This window comes from Fontibacter flavus (genome assembly GCF_042432905.1).
Classification (GTDB): Bacteria; Bacteroidota; Bacteroidia; order Cytophagales; family Cyclobacteriaceae; genus Fontibacter; species Fontibacter flavus.
The window spans coordinates 1-20,465 of sequence record NZ_JBHLWI010000011.1 but is presented as its reverse complement, the minus strand read 5'-3'; the positions used below and the strand labels follow the sequence as shown (position 1 = coordinate 20,465).

The window sequence follows — 20,465 nt, the reverse complement described above, 5'->3', positions numbered from 1 at the left end:
ATGCAGCCAAATGGCTGGTTATAAAGTCAATATTCGCTGGGTTAAAATTCTAATTTTACATTTATAGCAAAATAAAATATTGAATTATCAAGCATTGCTAATTATATGAGAGGTATGAAATCAGGATAAAAACACATCGGTAAAACTGAATTTCTGTCCATTGAACAATCCTTTGTCACTCAATTTAAGATCTGGGATGACCAACAGGGCCATAAAACTCAAAGTCATAAACGGAGAGTGTAAGGTAGATCCCATTTTCTTGGACAACAGGTCAATTTTAGTATAGGCTTGGGCAACTTCATAACCATCCTCTGGGGACATAATTCCTCCTACTGGTAGGGGAATCATCATCTCCTCCTGATCACTTACTGCAGATATTCCCCCCTTTTTTTCAATGATCATATTTACTGCTTTACAGATGGATGCATCATCGACACCTACAGCAATAATATTATGAGAATCATGTCCTACCGAGGAAGCAATAGCACCTTCCTTTAGACCAAAATTCTTAATGAAAGCTATTGCTGGTGGGGCGTCTTCATATCTATTGACCACTGTGATTTTCAAGATATCCTCTTTTGGATTGGATATTGCGATGCCATCTTGGATACGGATTTCTCCTTGGATTTCGGGAGTGATCAGCTGTCCATCCAAGGCTTCAATGACCCTTACCCTGTTTCCTTGAGCTTTGATTTTAAAATCAGTTTCGGTTTTGAAGCCTGTATTGAAATTATTGATGACCGGATTTTCAACCTTTCGGATAAGTGTTTTTCCATTATCGGCTACCAGCTCCCCTTCGATGTAGGTTTGTAAAACTTGAAATTTTTTAAGGTCTTTAACCAAAATGAAATCTGCCGGATCTCCAATGCGTAGTTGACCTACAGCCATGCGGTAATGGTGGATCGGTGTCATGCATGCAGCTTCCAATACATCAAAGAGGTTTTTTCCTTTAGCAATTGCCCTTGCCGCCAGTTCATTGATGTGGCTTACTGCTAAGTTGTCGGGATGTTTATCATCAGAGCAGAACATTACCTGGCCTGGGTAATCGTCAATCAGATCGATCAACGCATCAAAATTTTTCGCGGCACTGCCTTCCCGGATGGCTATTTTCATCCCTAGTTGGACTTTGTCGAGCGCTTCTTCCAATGTAAAGCATTCATGATCCGTAGTGATGCCTGCAGAGGCATATTTAGCGGCAAGTTCACCCTTCAATCCTGGAGCATGGCCATCGACTGGCTTGCCATATTTTTTGGCCACTGCAATTTTTTCCATTACCTCAGGGTCTCTGTTGACAGTGCCGGGCCAGTTCATCATTTCCGCCAGATATACAATCTCTTGTCTTTGAAGCAGCTCATTGAGGTCATGGGCGTCAATAACAGCACCGGCAGTTTCAAAAGGAGTAGCCGGCACACAGGAGGGAGCACCAAAGTAAAATTTAAAAGGGACCTGATTTCCGTTGTCGATCATGTAATTTACCCCTTCCATGCCGCATACATTGGCAATTTCATGTGGGTCGGAAATACTTGCCACTGTTCCGTGACATACGGCCAACCGTGCAAACTCCGAAGGTACCAACATGGAGGATTCTACATGCACATGTGCATCTATGAATCCGGGTAAAATAAAAGGCAGTTCCGGTGAGTGGTTGATCTTTCGGATAGAGACGATAGTCTTATAGTCAACTTCAATTTCTGCCGGGAAAATAGATCTGTTTGGTATGTCAACAAGTTGTCCTAAAACTTTAAAAGAAGTCATAATCATGTGTTTTTAATGAATTGATTTTCAAATTTCAACAAGTAAATGGAATATCCTTACATTGAAGTGCAATACATTTAATTCGGGAAGGAAATAGAATTAAAACTACTATATTTGCGCCTATAATTAAAAAAGCCAAGGCTACTTTTATTAAATGCGCAAAATCGTAATTGCAATTGACGGATATTCTGGATGTGGCAAAAGTTCTACCGCTAAGGCAGTTGCCAAAATTTTAGGCTACACCTATATCGATTCTGGAGCCATGTATAGAGCAGCTACATTACAATTTTTAAAGAATGGCACGGATATTACGGATATAAAGGAAATACTTTCGAGTTTAAGCCAAATTGAGATTTCTTTTCGTGCTAATCCAGACAATGGCCGTCAGGAAACCTATCTGAACGGTGAAAATGTGGAGGATGCCATCCGAAGCATGGAGGTTTCAGATTATGTCAGTGAAGTCAGTAAGATAAAAGAAGTCAGAACAGCATTGGTAGCGCAGCAGCAAAAGCTCGGTGATGCAAAAGGAGTGGTCATGGATGGCCGTGATATAGGTACAGTTGTTTTTCCTGATGCAGAATTAAAGGTATTTATGACAGCAGATCTGCAGATCAGGGCAGCTAGGAGGCAGCAAGAACTTCAGGAAAAAGGAGTGGAGGTCAAGCTGGAGGAGATTATCCGCAATTTAGGAGAAAGGGACGAAATTGATTCAACCAGAAAAGAGAGTCCTCTTCTAAAAGCAGATGATGCAATTGAAGTTGATACAAGTTACCTGAAATTTGATGATCAGGTAAAAAAAGTAGTGGATTTGGCCAAAGAAAAAATCGGTCTTTACAGCAAAGAATATGGAAATAACCATTGATAAAAATTCAGGTTACTGTTTTGGGGTAGAATTTGCCATCAAAATGGCCGAAGATGAAATGGAATCTTCAGATAAGCTTTATTGTCTGGGTGATATCGTGCATAATGATATGGAGGTTAAGCGCCTCAGTGAAAAGGGTCTTGTCGTCATAGATAGGGATCAGCTACAGCAATTGAGCGATTGTAAGGTATTGATCCGTGCACACGGAGAGCCACCTGAAACATATAAAATGGCTATTGAAAACAATATTGAGCTGATAGATGCTTCATGTCCGGTTGTCCTAAAGCTACAGCACAGGGTAAAGACCGCTTTTGACAAAATGGAGAAAGAGAATGGTCAGATTGTAATATATGGTAAAAAAGGACATGCTGAGGTGATCGGCTTGACGGGTCAGACTCTGGAAAAAGCAATAGTGGTCATGGAGGATAAAGATTTGGAAAAAATCGATTATTCCAGACCTGTCACTTTATTCAGTCAGACAACCAAGAGTACAAGGGGTTTTTATGAATTGAAATCCAAAATTGAAGAAAGGATTCAGGCTGAAAAGGGTGCGCTGAATGAGGTTGACTTCAATGCCAATGATTCTATTTGCAGACAGGTATCCAATAGGGAGCCTCAGCTGCAGAAATTTGCACAGGAAAATGACGTGATTATTTTCGTTTCCGGTAAGAAAAGCTCTAACGGAAAAGCGCTTTATCAGGTTTGCAGAAATGAAAATTTAAGAAGTTATTTTGTGGAGAACGAAACAGAGATTAATCCATTGTGGTTTAAACCTGAAGATAAAGTTGGAATTTGTGGCGCTACATCTACCCCAATGTGGTTGATGGAACGGATTCAGCGTCATATTTCGTCATTAGAACAGGATTTAGTTTTGGACAAGGGTTAAGCCCGTTTATCAAATATTTGTCAAAGTCTGTAATAAGACTCACAAATATTACCAAAATAATCTTCTATTAACTGATCTATTTTATTAGATTTGAGGCGTTTTTCAAAAGACCATACAGTTCAAAAATCATATGTCAAAAACAGTAAAGCTTAAGAAGGGATTCGATATAAAGCTTGTAGGAAAAGCTGAAAAGCAACTTGCAGACTTTCAATCCGCCAAGACTTTTGCAATAAAGCCCACCGATTTTATCGGTATGCAAAGACCAAAAGTAACTGTAAATGAAGGTGATACAGTAAAAGCTGGTACACCGATTTTGTTTGATAAGGCCATGGAAAAGGTGCAGTATGTAGCGCCTGTGTCCGGTGAAATTGTCGAAATCAAAAGAGGTGATAGAAGGAAGCTTTTAGAAATCAAAATCCTTGCTGATTCAGAAATTTCATATGAGTCATTCAATAAATATTCTGAATCCGATCTGAAGTCATTGAGCAAAGATGATGCTATTGCCAATATGACTAAAGGTGGTGTATGGCCACAGATCATACAAAGACCTTTTGGAATTGTTGCCAATCCAGAGGATACCCCAAAATCAATTTTCATCTCCGCTTTTGATACACATCCAATGGCTCCTGATTATGGTTTTCTGTTACAAGGACAGGATAAATATTTTCAGGCTGGAATTGACATTTTATCCAAATTGACTCCTGGTAAGGTTTACCTAAGTGTTAATGGTGAAGGAGAGGTCGCCTCAATATTTACAAATGCTAAAGGTGTTGAACTCAATAAATTCAGCGGACCTCACCCAGCTGGTAATGTGGGGGTACATATCCATCATTTGAATCCTATCGGTAAAGGTGAAATCGTATGGACAGTTAATCCTTATGGAGTAGCCCAGATCGGTAAATTGTTCTTGGAGGGTAAATATGATGCTTCCAAAATAGTGGCAGTGACGGGATCCAGAGCGAAAAAAGCTGCTTATGCAAAAACTTTTATCGGTGCCTGTGTTGATCCGTTGGTGAACGGTAATTTGAAGCAGGATGAGAAATCTGATTTGGCTCCGGATACTAGAGTTGTTTCAGGAAACGTACTGACTGGAGAAAAGATAAATAAGGACGGCTATATTGGTTATTACCATAATCAGATCACTTTATTGCCTGAGGGTCACTATCAGGAATTCTTGGGTTGGATGAAGCCAACTTCCGATAAACTGAGTTACCACAGGGCACTTGGCTTGTTCTCTTTCTTGAAGCCTAACAAAGAGTATAATCTTGATACCAACGTAAGAGGCGAAGAAAGAGCTTTTGTGCAGACCGGGGTTTTCGAAAGTGTAACGCCTATGGATATTCTTCCAGTGTATTTGTTGAAGTCTATTATGGCAGAAGATTTTGACGAAATGGAAGAACTTGGAATTTACGAAGTGATAGAAGAAGATTTGGCACTTTGTGAATTTGTAGATGTGTCCAAGCATCCGGTACAAGAAATATTAAGAAAAGGACTAGATTTAATTCAATACAGTTAATCAATATGAAGTTTCTAAGAGATCTGTTGGATAAGCAGAAGCCCCTTTTCGAAAAAGGTGGCAAGTTAGAGAACTTTTATTATGCGTTTGAAGCAGGAGAAACATTCTTGTTTACTCCTAAGCATACCAATGCGATAAAAGGTGCTCAGGTAAAAGATGCCATCGATTTGAAAAGGATGATGATTACCGTTGTGGTAGCCATGATTCCAGCTTTATTATTTGGTATTTACAATACAGGACATCAACATTTTCTAGCCACAGGACAGACTGCAGGTTTGTGGGAGGATTTTGGAGATAAATTGTTAATTGGATTGAAGCTTGTACTTCCGATCATTATTGTAGCTTATGCTGCTGGTGGTCTTGTAGAAGCTGCTTTTGCAGTCATCAGAAAACACCCGATCAATGAAGGTTTCCTGGTAACAGGCATGTTGATTCCATTGGTTGTCCCTGCTACATTACCATTGTGGCAAGTTGCTTTGGCAACCATTTTTGCGGTAATCGTGGCGAAGGAAGTTTTTGGAGGAACAGGAATGAACATTCTGAACGTGGCAATGACTGCAAGGGCGTTCTTGTATTTTGCTTATCCAGCACAAATTTCTGGTGACCAGGTATGGACATATTTGGGTGATAAAACACCTGTTGATGGATTTTCTGGTGCAACAGCTCTAGCTGTAGCATATAATGCCGGTGTGGATGGGGAGCCAGTAACCAAGGCTTTGGCCGAACATAACACTGCACTAGGTGACGGACTTTATAGCTTCGCTAACCTTTTCATGGGATGGATACCAGGATCAATTGGTGAAACATCAACCTTGATGGCCCTAATCGGCGCCGTAATTTTGATAGCGACAGGTGTAGCTAGCTGGAAAATCATTGTGAGTGGTTTTGCAGGTGCTTATTTGATGGGGTTGGTGATGAACCTATTCGCAGTGAATGAATATATGGCAATGGCTCCTGAATACCACTGGGTAGTGGGTGGTTTGGCTTTCGGTATCGTATTTATGGCGACTGACCCGGTGTCAGCAGCGCAAACTGAAACCGGAAAGTGGATCTATGGATTGTTGATCGGTATGTTGACTGTCATCATTCGTGTGACCAACCCGGCTTATCCGGAAGGCATCATGCTAGCCGTTCTTTTGATGAACGTGTTTGCGCCATTGATTGATTATTATGTAGTAAAAGCAAATAAGAAAAGGAGGTTACAACGTGCAACAGTCTAATGCTTATATCATCACCTTCTCAATAATCCTTACAGTAGTACTCGGATTATTGCTGTCTGGTACATCTCAGGTTTTGGGTCCAATCCAAAAGAAAGCTGTAGAATTGGATACTAAAAAACAGATTTTAGGAGCAGTTTTAGAAGCTTCCGAGCTTCGAGCCATGAAGCCTGATGAAATTTTAAAATTCTATGAAAACAGGATTTCTTCCAAGGTTGTGGATTTCGAAGGTAATCTAATAGAAAAAGATGCTGATGGCAATCCTATCATCGCTGAAAATGTCAATGTGGCTAAAAACTTTAAAATGGCCCCAGAAAAGCGTCAATATCCTGTATTTATATTTCATGCGGAAGGCAATCCTGATGCTGTAGAAGCTTACGTAGTTCAGGTGTATGGATCTGGTCTTTGGGATGAAATTTGGGGATTCTTGGCTTTAGATACTGATTTGAATACCATTGCAGGTGTTACTTTCGGTCACAAAGGTGAAACCCCAGGTCTTGGTGCTAGGATAACTGATGGGGCAGTACAAAACCGTTTTCAAGGTAAACAGATTTTTGACGAATCTGGAGCTTTCCAATCAGTGGCAATGCAGAAAGGGGAAGGGAAAGATTATTCCGGTGACATCCATAAAGTAGATGGTCTTTCTGGTGCTACCATTACAGCCAATGGTGTGAATGCAATGTTGAGCAATTATTTGCAATACTATAAAGCGTACTTTGAGAAGCTGAAATCTTCAAAATCCTCAGAGATTGCTGTTTTAAATTAATCACGAACATTATAACTTAGATATAATGAGTACAGAAACCGCACAGGCAGAAGCAAAGAAACCCGCTGAGGCACTTTTGTCGAAAAGAAGAAAGAAGTTTATCACTGATCCATTGGTAGACAATAACCCAATCACCATTCAGGTTTTGGGGATTTGCTCTGCATTGGCTGTTACTACACAGATGCAGCCTACTTTGGTAATGGCGATATCCGTTATATTTGTAATGGTTATGTCCAACCTTACCATCTCTTTGATGAGGAATACGATTCCTTCTAGGGTTAGGATTATCGTTCAGCTTGCCGTAGTTGCTTCTTTGGTGACTTTGGTAAATGAAGTATTGAAGGCATTTGCTTACGACATGTATAAAGAGCTTTCCGTATTCGTTGGTCTGATCATTACCAACTGTATTGTAATGGGACGTTTGGAAGCATTCGCTTTAGGTAATAAACCATATGATTCTGTCCTAGATGGATTTGGGTCAGCTTTGGGTTATTCCTGGATTATCCTTGCAGTTGCCTTCTTTAGGGAATTGCTTGGTTCAGGTTCCGTATTCGGAGTTCCTGTCTATGATACCGTTTCCGGTTTGTTTGGCGAAGACTTTAGCTTGGCTACCAATGGATTGATGGTGTCTCCTGTTGGTGCTTTTATCATCCTTGGTCTGATCATCTGGGTACAGCGTACCAAAACAGGTTATGTTGAACATTAATAAATTAAATTGACATGGAATTAGTAAGTTTAGCTATACGTTCGATCTTTATCGACAACATGGTGTTCTCCCTGTTTTTGGGAATGTGTTCCTTCTTGGCTGTTTCCAAAAAGGTAAGCACTGCACTTGGTCTTGGAGCAGCGGTAATTTTCGTATTGACAGTAACAGCGCCTACCAACTGGCTTTTGAATGAGTTTGTATTGAAAGAAGGTGCTTTGGTTTGGTTGGGTGATTCTTTCGCAACTGTGGATTTGTCTTTCTTGAGATTTATCATGTTCATTGCCATCATCGCTGCTATGGTGCAATTGGTTGAGATGGTTGTTGAAAAGTTTGCTCCGGCACTTTATGGAGCTTTGGGTATTTTCCTTCCTTTGATTGCCGTTAACTGTGCGATCTTGGGTGGATCACTTTTCATGGCCCAAAGAGACTATACTTTGGCAGAAGCTGCGGTTTACGGTTTCGGTTCAGGCACAGGTTTCTTCTTGGCCATCGTAGCATTAGCATCTATCAGAGAAAAATTGAAATATTCAAACGTACCTAATGGTTTGAAAGGTCTTGGTATTACCATGTTGCTTACGGGCTTGATGGGAATTGCCTTTATGTCTTTCATGGGTATCGATCTTTGATCAATACAGTAATTCTAAAAAAGAGCCTTGAGGAATTTCCTCAAGGCTCTTTTTTTTGTTAAATTTTAATGGTTCCAACTTCCAAATTTGCCCATTTGATAGTCTCGGTAGGCTTGCATAATCTCCTGTTGTGTATTCATTACAAAAGGGCCCTGAGCTACCATTGGTTCATTGAAAGGTTTAGCATGTCCCAAAATGACCACGGCATCTTCAATTGCCTGGAATGAAATATTGTCTCCATCATTTTCGAATTCAATCAGGTTTCTGTAATTGACTTCCTCTCCCATGACTTTGACCTTTCCTCTTACTACATAGAAGAATATATTTTCATCCGAAGGTATTTCCTTGGTTACTATGGCTCCCTCATTAAGGTAAAGGGTGCTCATGAAAATAGGGGTCAAAGTCTCAAATGATCCTTTATATTCTCCCCAGCTTCCGGCTATTAATTGGACATTTACTTGTTCATTATCCGTACTGAACGCGGTTATTTCATCTTTTTGTAGACCAATATACCTTGGTTCAGTCATTTTGTATTTTGCAGGTAGGTTAACCCATAGCTGCAATATTTCCAATTCCCCACCTTCCTTCTTGAATTTAGAGGAAGACACTTCTGCATGAATTAATCCACTCCCGGCTGTCATCCACTGTATACCTCCAGCTTCAATAATAGATTCATGACCACCTGAATCTTTGTGCATGATGTCTCCTTCCAAAATAAAGGTTACGGTTTCCATCCCCCTATGCGGATGTGGACCAAATGGTAAACCATTATTATTTGGCTTATATACCTGATGTCCATGGTGGTTTAAGAATATGAATGGATCTATCTGATTTAATCTTGGAGAAGGCAGAGGATTATAGGTAATCAGATCTGCAATTGGATGATAGTGGGCTTTATGTATTTCTTTAATTGTTCTCATAGCTAATAGATGTATAGACATATAATAGGTTTTGATCTTAATTTGTTCCTCGATTACAAAAAAAAGCCTGAATTTCTTCAGGCTTAAATTTTTATTTTAACCAAGCTAAGGTGACCTCATCAGGTGCTTTCATTCTATCTGCAAGTCGCATGTACCTATCCGACAAGTTTGAAAGATAATCTTGAGCCTTTGCAGCCATATCAGTAAGACCGGTCAGGTTTTCAATGTCCCAAAGTTTTACCAAATGGTCAATGATTCTAGCGTAATCCCATCCTGTGTAAATCCCTATTTTCTGGGTTATGGCAGAAAACTGGTCGAAAAGTGATGGATTGCTACTACCTTCTCCCATCAGGACAGCAGGCATGACAATCTGCTTTCTCATCATTTTTTCAAAAGCCAGGATAGCTCCGCTTGGATCTATTTCAAAGATTTGTGACATAAAGCTTTTGTACGCTTTTTCATGCCGGGCTTCATCTCCTGCGATAGTTTTACAAATTCTGGACAACACATCATCACCTGCTTTATCCGCTAGTTTACCTGTGTTGACGTGTGATATTTTTGTGGCTCTTTCCTGAAAAGAGGTATAGATGATGGCCTGAAACGGATCTTTTTCAGATCTGGGATCAAAACCGTTGTAGATCAAACGGTGGATTGTTTGTTCTACCTTTTTCATATCAGCTCTTCCTGAAAGGTAGAGGTATTTGTTCAGCAAATCGCCATGCCTGTTTTCTTCAGCTGTCCAAGCTTTGGACCATTTTACCCAGCCGGAATTGCTCAGCAAACTGCCTTCAACATTGATGCCTTCGAGCAAATTAAAATATGTTTGATAACTGGGTAGTGCCTCTTCAGTGATCATATTACCGATCAAAGAAGTGATGACAGTATCCGGGATATTAGCAGCTCTTTCCTGAAGTTTTTTAATTTCGTCAAATGCGTCCATTTGAGCCATGTCAGGCAGGAAATCTGACGGTTGCCAGCATTCATCTGGATCTACTAGGATGTTTTCCACAGCATGGTTTACAAAGCCATCCAATTGAGAGATGACTTCCATGTTTTTTTCTAATTCGTAATTTATTTCTTTTGACTTATCCATATGGGTAAAACTTTCCAGAAGGAAACGAAATTATTTCTGGTTTTTTGGTATTGCTTTTTGAATAGGTTCTATTCCAGTTCTATAAAGGTAAGGACAAAAACCCGTATTAAGTTCAAGAAAACCTGTTTTTTGATTTTGGTTTCTGTTCATTTCTTGTTCTTATCTCTTTAAAGTCCAGTCTTTAAGGTTGAATTCTGTTGGAGCTGTAGCCTGAAGCCTGTTGGCGATTTTGTCGAGATACATGGTATTATATCGCAGTCTCGTAATATAATTAGGAAAATCTGGATCTCCGTTCCAACAATGTTCAGCCCTGTCACCATAAAGGACTTCTCCCTTGTAATAGGGATCTTCGGTGCTCTCGAGGAAGGCCTCTGTTAAATAAACGGCATTGTTGAGGTAGTAATTGTCCATATCTCCACAGTAAATATGGATTTTCCCTTCTAAGTCTTTTCCAATAGTGCTCCAATCCCTTTCCATGATGTAACGGAGATCATAATTTTCTTTCCAATGTTCTGCTACCTCTTTATTAATCTTACCTGTGTATTTGTCCCAAATAGGCTTAGGGTAACCGTCATAATCGACAGGAGAGAATACTGCTTGCCAAATATCCCACTGATCTCCCGATCTACTCTTGGTGCCTCCCAATGCCAGTTCTTTATGGTTCATGTCCTTCAACATAGCTGACACATGTCCTAAGTAATTCCTTTTACCCACCCGATCAGTTCGTTTGAAGGGACCCTCTAGGAAGTATGCATTTTCATCCTCGTAAATGTTAACCGTGGTATATGCCCTGAAGTCTATAGGGTCAGGACAGGCGGCAAAACAGCCATTGTATTCAGTTGGATATTTGACCTGAACAGCAAGTGCTTCCCATCCACCGGTTGATCCTCCATACGTAAACCTTGCCCATCCTTCTCCTATACCCCTGAAAGTTTTTTCTATATGAGGGATCAATTCATAAGTGATGGCATCACCATAGGGTCCTAGGTTATCCGAATTGACTGCATAGCTGTCATCATAGAAGGGGTTGGGATGTTGTATTTCTATAACGAGAAACTTTGGAAAATCAGGAGAGATCCATCTTTGGTAAAAGTCATAGGCTTCCTGCTGCTGGATTTTATTGTAGCCATATATCCCAAATCTTGCATTGTACTCTTCTTCAAGGTTTTCATCTGGAGGAGATGTTCTGAATCCACTGAAATCTGTAGGGAAATGGCCATGAAAAACCATAAGTGGATAATATTCATTAAGATGCTGGTCAAAATCCCTTGGTAGCAAAACATGGGCACCCAAAAAAATATCTTTGCCCCAAAATGCTGAAAGGAGATCACTTTTTATTTTGATGTGTTTGATGAATTCGGTGTCCTCTGGTTCTTCCACTGGAGGATTAATTTGGTCAATAACAATTTCCAAAGATTGCTTGCCAGTCCAGTTGACTTTTTTAGGGAGACTGAAAATATTGCCGGGGGTACGGTTCCATTGTCTTCCTTCCCATTGTTCAACTGGCAATTTTACCGTATGCCCATCCGCTCTATTGAAGGTCTCATGTTTGACAATGTAAGCCTGAATCCAATATTCTCCTTCAGGGATATCTTGCCAGCTTTCTATAGGATAACCAAAGCTATTAAGATCCATTTCCAGATTTTTGCCTTTTTGATAATTTTCAAAATCAACGCCAAAAACTTGAGCAGATCCAGGTTCATCACTGACCGCAAAACGCGGTTCTGATTTGTCGTGATGATGTAAAAGAATCAGTAATCTTCCGTCCTTCAGGTCTTCTTCTAGTTCAGGATTAACTGAGATATTGAATTGAAAATCTTGTTTTGGTTGACAGGAAAATGCCAACAGGATGAGTAAAAAGGAAAAGTATTTCATAGCTTGTTTAAGTGGACAGATGAATATACTTAAAAATTGAATTTCATTTTTTCGATTTTCCACTAATTACATAAACGGAGCTTTTTCCTTTTTCAACAAAGTTTATGACCGTTTATAAATCTTCAGAGAAAAGAATATTTGGAAAAGTTTAATTTGAAGACTTAACCTTTGAAATTATGAGAAAAACTATTTTCAGCTTATTGGCAGCAGGCCTTCTATACAGTTGTGGGGAAAAACCTATCTCAGTGGATTATACCGCCATGACTGATGAAGAAAGATTGGAAATCGCCAAAGAAATTGCCCAAAGCACCATTATTGTCGATGGCCATATGGACTTTCCTTTGAGGATGTATAATAGTGGGAATGACCTAAATGGGGAAGTTTTCGACTTTATGACAAGAAGTAATGAGGGCAACATCGACTATGTGCGAGCAAAGGAAGGTGGGGTAGATGCGCCATTTATGGCTATTTATATTGCAGCATCTTATCAGGAAAAAGGAGGAGCCAAAGTTTTGGCCGACACCCTGATCATGATGGTGGAAAGATTGGTGGAAACGTGGCCGGATAAATTGGCTTTGGCAAGGTCTCCTGAAGATATTGAGGCAAATTTTAAGAAAGGTCTGCTATCTCTTCCAATGGGCATTGAAAATGCTGCTGCCATTGAAGATGACCTCAGTAATGTAGAATACTTTTACAGCCGTGGTATCAGGTATATGACTTTGACACACGGAAAAGATAATCTTGTAGGCGATTCTTCCTATGATGATGTGGAGACCCACGGAGGTTTGAGTGAATTTGGTAAGCAAGTAGTAAAGGAAATGAACCGTTTGGGTATGATCATAGATGTTTCCCATATCACCGATAAAACATTCTTCGATGTTGCAGAGATCAGTGAAGCCCCAATTGTAGCAACACATAGCTCAGCGCGTTCTTTTACACCAGGTTTTGAAAGAAATGTATCAGATGAGATTATTCAAAAACTTGCAGAAAAGAAAGGGATGGTAATGATTACCTTCGGCGGCAGCTTTTTGGATCAAGCTTACTCTGAAGCAAATGCAGCCAATAGAGCGCATATCCAAGAATGGTTAAAGGAAAATAATCTTACCTATAGAGATGAGTCTGCCCAGGAATATATTCGGGCATACACTGCTGACAAAAAGCCTGTGGTCCATGTCTCTAGGGTAGTAGACCATATTGATCATGTGGTTAATTTGGTGGGGATAGATTATGTAGGACTAGGTTCTGATTTCGATGGCGTAGGAGACACCTTGCCAGAGGGTCTTAAAGATGCTTCCATGTATCCTAATATCATAGCAGAATTATTGAAGCGAGGATATTCAAGAGCGGATATTGAAAAAATATGTTCTAAAAACTTCTTCCGGGTCTGGAAAGAAGTGGAAGCAGCAGCAAAAAGTTAATCATAAAAAAAGAGGGAGTTCAAGCTCCCTCTTTTTTTATGCCTTTTCCAATTCAGATTTTAAATTATCCAAAGTGGAATCCGTTAGTTTCATGATTTCATCGAATGTTTTCTGATGTGTAGGAGACTCTATTTCTTCAAGGCTTTCTATAGCGGCACATGATTCGGCCAATTTGGTAAAATCCAGATTTAAGGCTACACCTTTAATAGCATGACAGGATTGTTTGATGGATTTAAGGTTTTTCTTTTCGAGATTTTCAATAAGTTCCTGCTTTAGCTTTTCTATATTTTGCATGCTAACCTCCAGCAACTGCCTGAAAAATTCAGGGTCTGATTTTCTGAATTCCTCCAGTCTTGATAATACCTTCTTCTCCTTTTTAGGTTTACCGTTGCCAAGGTACTTTTCCAACATCTCCTGAATGTCAGCTACTACAACCGGTTTGGATAAGTAATTATCCATTCCTACTTGAATACATCTTTCAAATTCTCCTTTTACTGTTCCTGCAGTAAGGGCAACGATTGGCGTTCGTTTTTGATTGTTTTCCAATCTTCTGATTTCAGAAGTAGCTTCATACCCACTCATTTCAGGCATTTGAATATCCATGAAAATCATAGAGGGATTTTCAACTGAAAAAAATTCCACAGCTTCCCTACCATTTTTAGCTTCCAATATCTTGGATTTAGGCAAAAGGTTTTTGACAATAGTCTTTGCCAGTAGCATGTTTACAGGATTATCGTCCACCAACAAAATTTTCAGATCTTGATAGGCGGGATGCCCTTCGTTGGCATCGATAGGTGAACTGATTTTCTGGGTTGTTTCTCTTTCTGAAATTTTTGGCTTAACCTCTTCTTCCGCTTCCCCAACTGCCAATGTAATCGCAAAGGAAAAGCGACTTCCTGCCCCGAGTTTTGTTTTCAGTTCCAATCGGCTGTCCATCAGATTTAAAATCTTATTACTGATAGTAAGCCCTAGTCCTGTTCCTCCGTATTTCCTAGTCGTGGAATTGTCTTCCTGTGCAAATGCTTCAAAAATTACTTGTTCCTTTTCTTTTGAAATTCCGATGCCAGTATCCCTAACGGCGAATTCAAGATCAACTGTTTGACCGTTTTCAGACTCCCCAAGTTTTAAAATCGATAACTCTATCTCTCCCTTTTGGGTGAATTTGGCTGCATTTCCCAGTAGGTTGATCAATACTTGTTTGATTCTGGTAGCATCTACAACCACACTTTTTGGTAATAATGGATCTAAGGAAACTTTCAGTTCAAGACCTTTTTCTTCTATAGTTGGCTCCACCAATTTGAGTGATTCATGGGCCAATTTGACCAGACTGACATTGGTTGGACTTAGTTCCAGTTTTCCCGCTTCAATTTTTGAAAAATCCAGTACATCATTGATAATGTCCAGAAGCAGATTGCCTGATTGAATAATTGATTTGAGGAATTCCTTCTGAGTTTTGTCGAGTTCAGTTTTCATTAACAAGTCAGAAAATCCGATCACGCCATTTAGAGGTGTCCTGATTTCATGGCTCATGTTTGCCAGAAATTCTGATTTTGCTATACTGGCTTCATTTGCCTGCTGCATTGAAAGTCTCAGGTTTTGCTCCATGTTTTTCCTTTCAATTGCATTGGAAATACTTTCAGCAAAGCTGATCAAAAGGGCTGTTTCAGCTTCACTCCATTCTCTTTCTTTATGACAGTCATCGAAGCCTACAAATCCCCAGAATCTTTTTTCCACAAAAATTGGAATCAGAAGAATAGATTTGATTTCCTGACTTTCAAGGAGCCCTTTAAGTCCATCATCTTCAATTTGAGAAACGATATTGAAGTAAATTTCATTTTCCAAAAGGAAAGTCATCGATTCACCGAAAACACTGATCGGTAAGCCCTGGAGGTTTGGGTTATCGATTTCTGATTCTACACCTAAGCCACTCCATTCGAATCTTTGGGAGCTGAAATAATTGCCTTCTTCGTCCAATGAATTTTCGAAGAGATAAGCCCTGTCAGCTCCTGCTCCATCTCCCAAAATTGTAATGGCTTTTTGGGTAGCTCTTTGAAAATCTGAATTGGATAAAAGTTCTTTTGTCGCAAAAGCAATAGAAGTGAGCATTTTCTCATTTCTCAGTAAGCTTGTGTTGATTTTTTGGAGCTTTTGTTCATTGGCACGGATTTTCTCTTCAGCAAGCTTTTGGTTGGTGATGTCTCTGAAAAAAAGATATTTGACGTTGTTGCCGCTATCTTCTTGGTTGTTTTCAATATTTTTCAGGAAAGCCAGGTAATAACTGTTTTCTGATTTAAGATAAAACTCCAATGATTTTTTAGGGTTTTCATTAGAGAAAAGATCTAGTAATTCTGGCCAGAAAAACTGGAACTCTTTGATGTTGGATATTTTTCCTTTAGGAACGTAGTTTTTGATCAACAAATGTCCCTTTTTGTTCATGGCGATGATGCTGTCAACATCATCGATTATAAGGATTCCGTCAGAGAGATTGTCAAAAATAGTTCTAAAGGCAATAGGATTGATTTTGAAAAGTTTATATCTGAACAATGACCAGAACAGCATGAATCCACTAACAGCAAGCATGAAAGGTACTGGGTCAAGGCCGTAAGGATAATAGCCGAAAACTACAGAAATATATGCAATCCAAGGCATGATGGTTCCTATTAGCATGATGAAAACCTGGCCTTTATATACATCAGGTACAGAAAACAGCATTCTTGTCAGCAATAAATTAGCGATGATAATCAAAAGAGAATTGTAGCCGGCATAAAGCCAATAAAGGATGGAAGGTTCAGTGGATACAGCAAGGAAATAGGAATTGAATTTTGATGAAATTTCGAAATAAAAGAGGTTATGGAAATCATTGGTCAAGACCATAATCAGAAAAAATGTTGAAATTCCAAAAAGTATTCCCAACCATTGAGATGTTAAATATTTTGATTTATCTGAATATTTAAGAACAAATAGTACCAAAAGAGGAGATACATAGACCCCGCCAACGAATTCAAGTAGATAAAATAGTTTGATGGTGTCAGTGTTTGTGCCAAATAATTCTATTCCATAAAAGAAGGAATACAAGAAACAGCTTATCATTAAAAAAGAAAAATATTTTTCACCAGCCTGATTGGATTGGCGAAATGAATAAACAGCCAGTGCTATAAAAAGTAAACTGGTTAGAAATACTGGTATAGCAAAGGTGTTATTGGCGAACTGGAGATCCATATTTTGTTTTTAATAAAAAGCAATGTAATATTAATCTTTGTTTTGGGGTGGTTCAATTGAAGTAAAAATAAATGTTTTGATTACTAAAAAAAATAAAAAAGTCAAAAGGACTAAAATAAAAATTAACCTTTTGTTTTCTCAACAATAAAAATGTTTTCATATGTCTAAATATGCTTTGTATGTATTTCTAATTGGTTTCTTATTTCTGTCTAATTCTGTCGCCGCTCAGCAAGAAGCGGAAAAAACTAAACAGGAAATGAAAGAAGCAAAGCAAGCAGAGAAAGAAGAAAGAAGAATTTTGGCCCAGGAAAAGGCTGAAATGAAGCAGGCTAAGAAGATGGAAAAGCAGGCTGCTGCGGCTGAGAAGGAAGAGCAAAAAAGAGTCAAAAGTCTGGATAAGGCCATCAAAAATCATGATAAGGCACTTAATAAGAAACAAAAAGCTGAGATTAAACTTGCCAAACAAAACCTAAAATATGAAAAGGCTCTGCAGAAGTCCAAAACTTCCGGAGTGCAACTTTCTAAAATGGAACTGGCTATTAAAAAGACCGAAATTCTAGTTCAGCAAGCAGATGTAGAGGTAAATAAGTACCAAAGAGAAATAGATAGGCTCAGCCGTAATTGATTTGGGTATTCCTTTTTTCTCTTGAAAAAAACTGCCATCACTTGTAAGAGAGTGATGGTTTTTTTATGTCAAAAAGTCCTATATTTTCATTTTTTTTAATGTTTCACGGACAAAATTGCAGTTTTTTCACTGGTTTTTTCTTTGGTGAATAATTTGATGGAAAGGTATTGTCGTAAAAGTAGATTAAAACCATCTGCATAAATATAACCAACTATAACCATGGATTTCAATCAATTTACCATCAAGTCACAGGAGGCTATTCAGAAAGCCGCTGAGTTGGCAATGGCAGAGCAGCAGCAGGCGATAGAGCCGGCACATATCCTGAAGGGAATTCTTTCAGAAGATGAAAACGTGACTGATTTTTTATTTAAGAAATTATCAGTAAACAAGGGATTGGTGGGCCAAAAGCTTGAAGAGCTTATCAAAGGTTACCCCAAAGTCAGTGGACAACAACCTTACCTTTCCAATTCAAGCAATCAGGTTTTGGTCAAAGCAAAGGAATATCTCAAGACATTTGGAGATGAATTTGTGGCTATTGAGCATTTGATCCTCTCTATTTTGGCTGTAGGGGACAAAACAGGGCAGTTATTAAAAGATCAAGGTTTAGCAGAAAAGCCTCTGATTGAAGCAATTAAGGAATTAAGAAAAGGAAATAAAGTGACAGATCAAAATGCAGAATCAAAGTATAGGGCTTTGGAAAAATATTCCAAAAACCTTAACGAGCTGGCCAAAAAGGGGAAAATTGACCCAGTAATTGGCAGAGATGAAGAAATCAGGAGAGTGCTACAGATATTGGCACGAAGAACCAAAAACAACCCCATTCTTTTGGGTGAACCAGGGGTAGGTAAGACAGCCATTGTAGAGGGCTTAGCTCAAAGAATTGTCAGTGGTGACGTTCCTGAAAATCTGAAATCAAAAACGCTGATCTCTTTGGATATGGGTTTATTGGTAGCAGGAGCTAAGTACAAAGGGGAGTTTGAGGAAAGGCTAAAGGCGGTAATCAAGGAAGTGTCTGATTCTGAAGGAGAGATTATCCTCTTTATCGACGAGATTCATACGTTGATTGGTGCTGGAGGTGGGGGAGAAGGTGCGATGGATGCAGCCAACTTGCTTAAGCCTGCACTGGCTAGAGGCGAACTGCATGCTATAGGTGCCACGACCTTAAAGGAATATCAGAAATACATCGAAAAAGATAAGGCTTTGGAGAGGAGGTTTCAGGCAGTAATGGTAGATGAGCCGGATGCTGCTGATGCCATTTCTATCCTGAGAGGTATTAAAGATAAGTACGAACTTCACCATGGGGTAAGGATCAAAGATGATGCAGTCATCGCTGCAGTAGAACTTTCTCAAAGATATATTTCAGATAGATTCTTACCGGACAAAGCAATTGACTTGATGGATGAAGCTGCTGCCAAACTTAGAATGGAGATAGATTCTTTGCCTCAGGAACTCGATGAGCTCAATAGGAGAATCATGCAATTGGAGATTGAAAGAGAGGCTATCCGTCGCGAAAATAATAAGGATAAAGAGGCGGTATTGAGCAAGGAAATAGCTGATTTATCTGAAAAGAGGCAAAGCGTCAAAGCCAAATGGGAAAGTGAAAAGTCTGTAATCACCGGGATTCGAACCGAAAAAGAAAATATCGACAAATTAAAACTTGAAGCTGAACAGGCCGAAAGAGCAGGTGATTTCGGTAAAGTAGCAGAAATCCGTTATGGTAAGATAGTAGAAGCGGAGAAGAAGCTGGAGGAATACCAATCCCAACTCATGCAAATGCAGGAAGGGTCACCCCTTCTGAAAGAAGAGGTGGATAATGAAGATATTGCAGCTGTGGTTTCCAAATGGACAGGAATTCCATTGTCCAGGATGATTCAGAGTGAAAGGGAGAAACTACTGCATTTGGAGGAAGAACTAGGTAGAAGAGTAGCCGGCCAAAAAGAGGCAATTATCGCACTGTCAGATGCAGTAAGAAGAAGCAGGGCAGGACTTCAGGACCCTAAGCGTCCAATCGGTTCATTCATATTCATGGGTACTACAGGGGTCGGTAAGACTGAATTAGCCAAAGCTCTGGCAGAGTACCTCTTCAATGATGAAAATGCCATGGTCAGAATAGACATGTCTGAATACCAGGAAAGGCATTCAGTCAGCAGACTGGTAGGAGCGCCTCCTGGATATGTGGGATATGATGAAGGGGGGCAATTGACTGAAGCGGTGAGAAGAAAGCCATACTCAGTGGTACTTTTGGATGAGATTGAAAAAGCCCATCCGGATGTATTCAATATCCTGCTGCAAGTGTTGGATGATGGTAGGTTGACAGATAATAAAGGCCGAATCGCCAATTTCAAAAACACCATCATCATCCTGACTACCAATATTGGTTCTCATTTGATCCAGGAAAGGTTTGCCGAAATGGAGGAATGGAATAAGGAAGAGATTATGGGAAAGACTAAAAGGGAAGTCTATGATCTACTGAAGAAATCTGTAAGACCAGAGTTTCTCAACAGGATAGATGAAACGATCATGTTCGAGCCATTGAATAAAGAAGTGACCAGGAAAATCGTTGATATCCAATGGAGGGAAATCCAGAAAAGGCTATCTGAGGCCAATATTGAAATTGAAGCAACCCAAGAGGTACTGGATTACCTAGGTGAAGTTGGGTTTGATCCTCAGTTTGGCGCAAGACCACTGAAGAGGACAATGCAAAGATTGGTGCTGAATGAGCTTTCCAAGCAGATATTGGCAGGATATATTAAAAGTGATTCTGCTGTATTGGTGGATTTGGATGTAGACAAACAGGTTTACTTCAAGAATGTAGATACAGTTGATGTTTAATCTTAAAATTTTATGTCTTAATGAAAAGGGGGTGTCCGAAAAGTCGAGACACCCTTTTTTTATTGTTGATCTTCTCTAAAATTATTATTTTAGAGTTGAACAAAATACAACAATGTCTAAGGTAGTTTTTAAAAATCAGACTGGCAATT

15 protein-coding genes are annotated in these 20,465 nt (G+C 39.4%); 10 read left to right on the top strand and 5 right to left on the bottom strand.

Translation table 11 applies throughout. The features are described 5' to 3' along the window. Positions 1-120: 120 nt before the first annotated feature. Positions 121-1,755: an adenine deaminase gene (gene ade / locus ACFFIP_RS05980; RefSeq protein ID WP_382386670.1), complete on the bottom strand. Its 1,635-nt coding sequence runs from the start codon at positions 1,753-1,755 to the stop codon at positions 121-123. 154 nt (positions 1,756-1,909) lie between these two features. On the opposite strand from ade, the gene cmk reads away from it, so the two are divergent. From cmk to nqrE, 7 genes are all read left to right on the top strand, one after another. Then, positions 1,910-2,617 carry a (d)CMP kinase gene (gene cmk / locus ACFFIP_RS05975; RefSeq protein ID WP_382386669.1) on the top strand — a complete coding sequence of 236 codons (708 nt, stop codon included), beginning with the start codon at positions 1,910-1,912 and terminating at the stop codon, positions 2,615-2,617. Further along, positions 2,601-3,503, top strand: coding sequence for a 4-hydroxy-3-methylbut-2-enyl diphosphate reductase (locus ACFFIP_RS05970; RefSeq protein ID WP_382386668.1), 903 nt, complete (start codon positions 2,601-2,603; stop codon positions 3,501-3,503). Before cmk ends, ACFFIP_RS05970 begins: the two co-directional genes overlap by 17 nt. A gap of 130 nt (positions 3,504-3,633) precedes the next feature. Beyond that, on the top strand, positions 3,634-5,019 hold the full coding sequence (locus tag ACFFIP_RS05965) for a Na(+)-translocating NADH-quinone reductase subunit A (RefSeq protein WP_382386667.1): 1,386 nt from the start codon (positions 3,634-3,636) through the stop codon (positions 5,017-5,019). A 5-nt stretch (positions 5,020-5,024) separates the two neighbouring features. Next, positions 5,025-6,239, top strand: coding sequence for an NADH:ubiquinone reductase (Na(+)-transporting) subunit B (locus ACFFIP_RS05960; RefSeq protein WP_382386666.1), 1,215 nt, complete (start codon positions 5,025-5,027; stop codon positions 6,237-6,239). Next, positions 6,226-7,002: an NADH:ubiquinone reductase (Na(+)-transporting) subunit C gene (gene nqrC, locus ACFFIP_RS05955; protein ID WP_382386665.1), complete on the top strand. Its 777-nt coding sequence runs from the start codon at positions 6,226-6,228 to the stop codon at positions 7,000-7,002. Before ACFFIP_RS05960 ends, nqrC begins: the two co-directional genes overlap by 14 nt. Before the next feature lie 25 nt (positions 7,003-7,027). After that, entirely contained in the window at positions 7,028-7,708 is a 681-nt protein-coding gene (locus ACFFIP_RS05950; protein WP_382386664.1) for an NADH:ubiquinone reductase (Na(+)-transporting) subunit D, read from the top strand. A 14-nt stretch (positions 7,709-7,722) separates the two neighbouring features. Continuing rightward, complete coding sequence (nqrE, locus tag ACFFIP_RS05945; RefSeq protein WP_382386663.1) at positions 7,723-8,334, top strand: NADH:ubiquinone reductase (Na(+)-transporting) subunit E; 612 nt, start codon at positions 7,723-7,725, stop codon at positions 8,332-8,334. Positions 8,335-8,399: 65 nt separating this feature from the next. On the opposite strand, the gene ACFFIP_RS05940 is transcribed toward nqrE, so the two are convergent. The 3 genes from ACFFIP_RS05940 to ACFFIP_RS05930 form a co-directional block, all read right to left on the bottom strand. After that, the gene (locus ACFFIP_RS05940) at positions 8,400-9,254 is read right to left on the bottom strand and encodes a pirin family protein (RefSeq protein ID WP_382386662.1); all 855 of its coding nucleotides are present in this window, start codon (positions 9,252-9,254) and stop codon (positions 8,400-8,402) included. A 91-nt stretch (positions 9,255-9,345) separates the two neighbouring features. Further along, on the bottom strand, positions 9,346-10,347 hold the full coding sequence (locus tag ACFFIP_RS05935; protein WP_382386661.1) for an acyl-ACP desaturase: 1,002 nt from the start codon (positions 10,345-10,347) through the stop codon (positions 9,346-9,348). A gap of 159 nt (positions 10,348-10,506) precedes the next feature. Continuing rightward, positions 10,507-12,222, bottom strand: coding sequence for an alpha/beta hydrolase (locus ACFFIP_RS05930; protein WP_382386660.1), 1,716 nt, complete (start codon positions 12,220-12,222; stop codon positions 10,507-10,509). 176 nt (positions 12,223-12,398) lie between these two features. Here ACFFIP_RS05930 and ACFFIP_RS05925 point away from each other — a divergent pair, with 176 nt between their 5' ends. Beyond that, on the top strand, positions 12,399-13,640 hold the full coding sequence (locus tag ACFFIP_RS05925) for a dipeptidase (protein ID WP_382386659.1): 1,242 nt from the start codon (positions 12,399-12,401) through the stop codon (positions 13,638-13,640). Positions 13,641-13,676: 36 nt separating this feature from the next. Here the strand turns inward: ACFFIP_RS05925 and ACFFIP_RS05920 are convergent, their stop codons facing one another. Then, positions 13,677-16,859, bottom strand: a complete 3,183-nt coding sequence (locus ACFFIP_RS05920) for a histidine kinase N-terminal 7TM domain-containing protein (RefSeq protein WP_382386658.1) — start codon at positions 16,857-16,859, stop codon at positions 13,677-13,679. Positions 16,860-17,115: 256 nt separating this feature from the next. On the opposite strand from ACFFIP_RS05920, the gene ACFFIP_RS05915 reads away from it, so the two are divergent. Then, entirely contained in the window at positions 17,116-17,484 is a 369-nt protein-coding gene (locus tag ACFFIP_RS05915) for a hypothetical protein (protein WP_382386657.1), read from the top strand. Positions 17,485-17,703: 219 nt separating this feature from the next. Further along, on the top strand, positions 17,704-20,316 hold the full coding sequence (gene clpB, locus ACFFIP_RS05910) for an ATP-dependent chaperone ClpB (RefSeq protein WP_382386656.1): 2,613 nt from the start codon (positions 17,704-17,706) through the stop codon (positions 20,314-20,316). Positions 20,317-20,465: the final 149 nt, after the last annotated feature.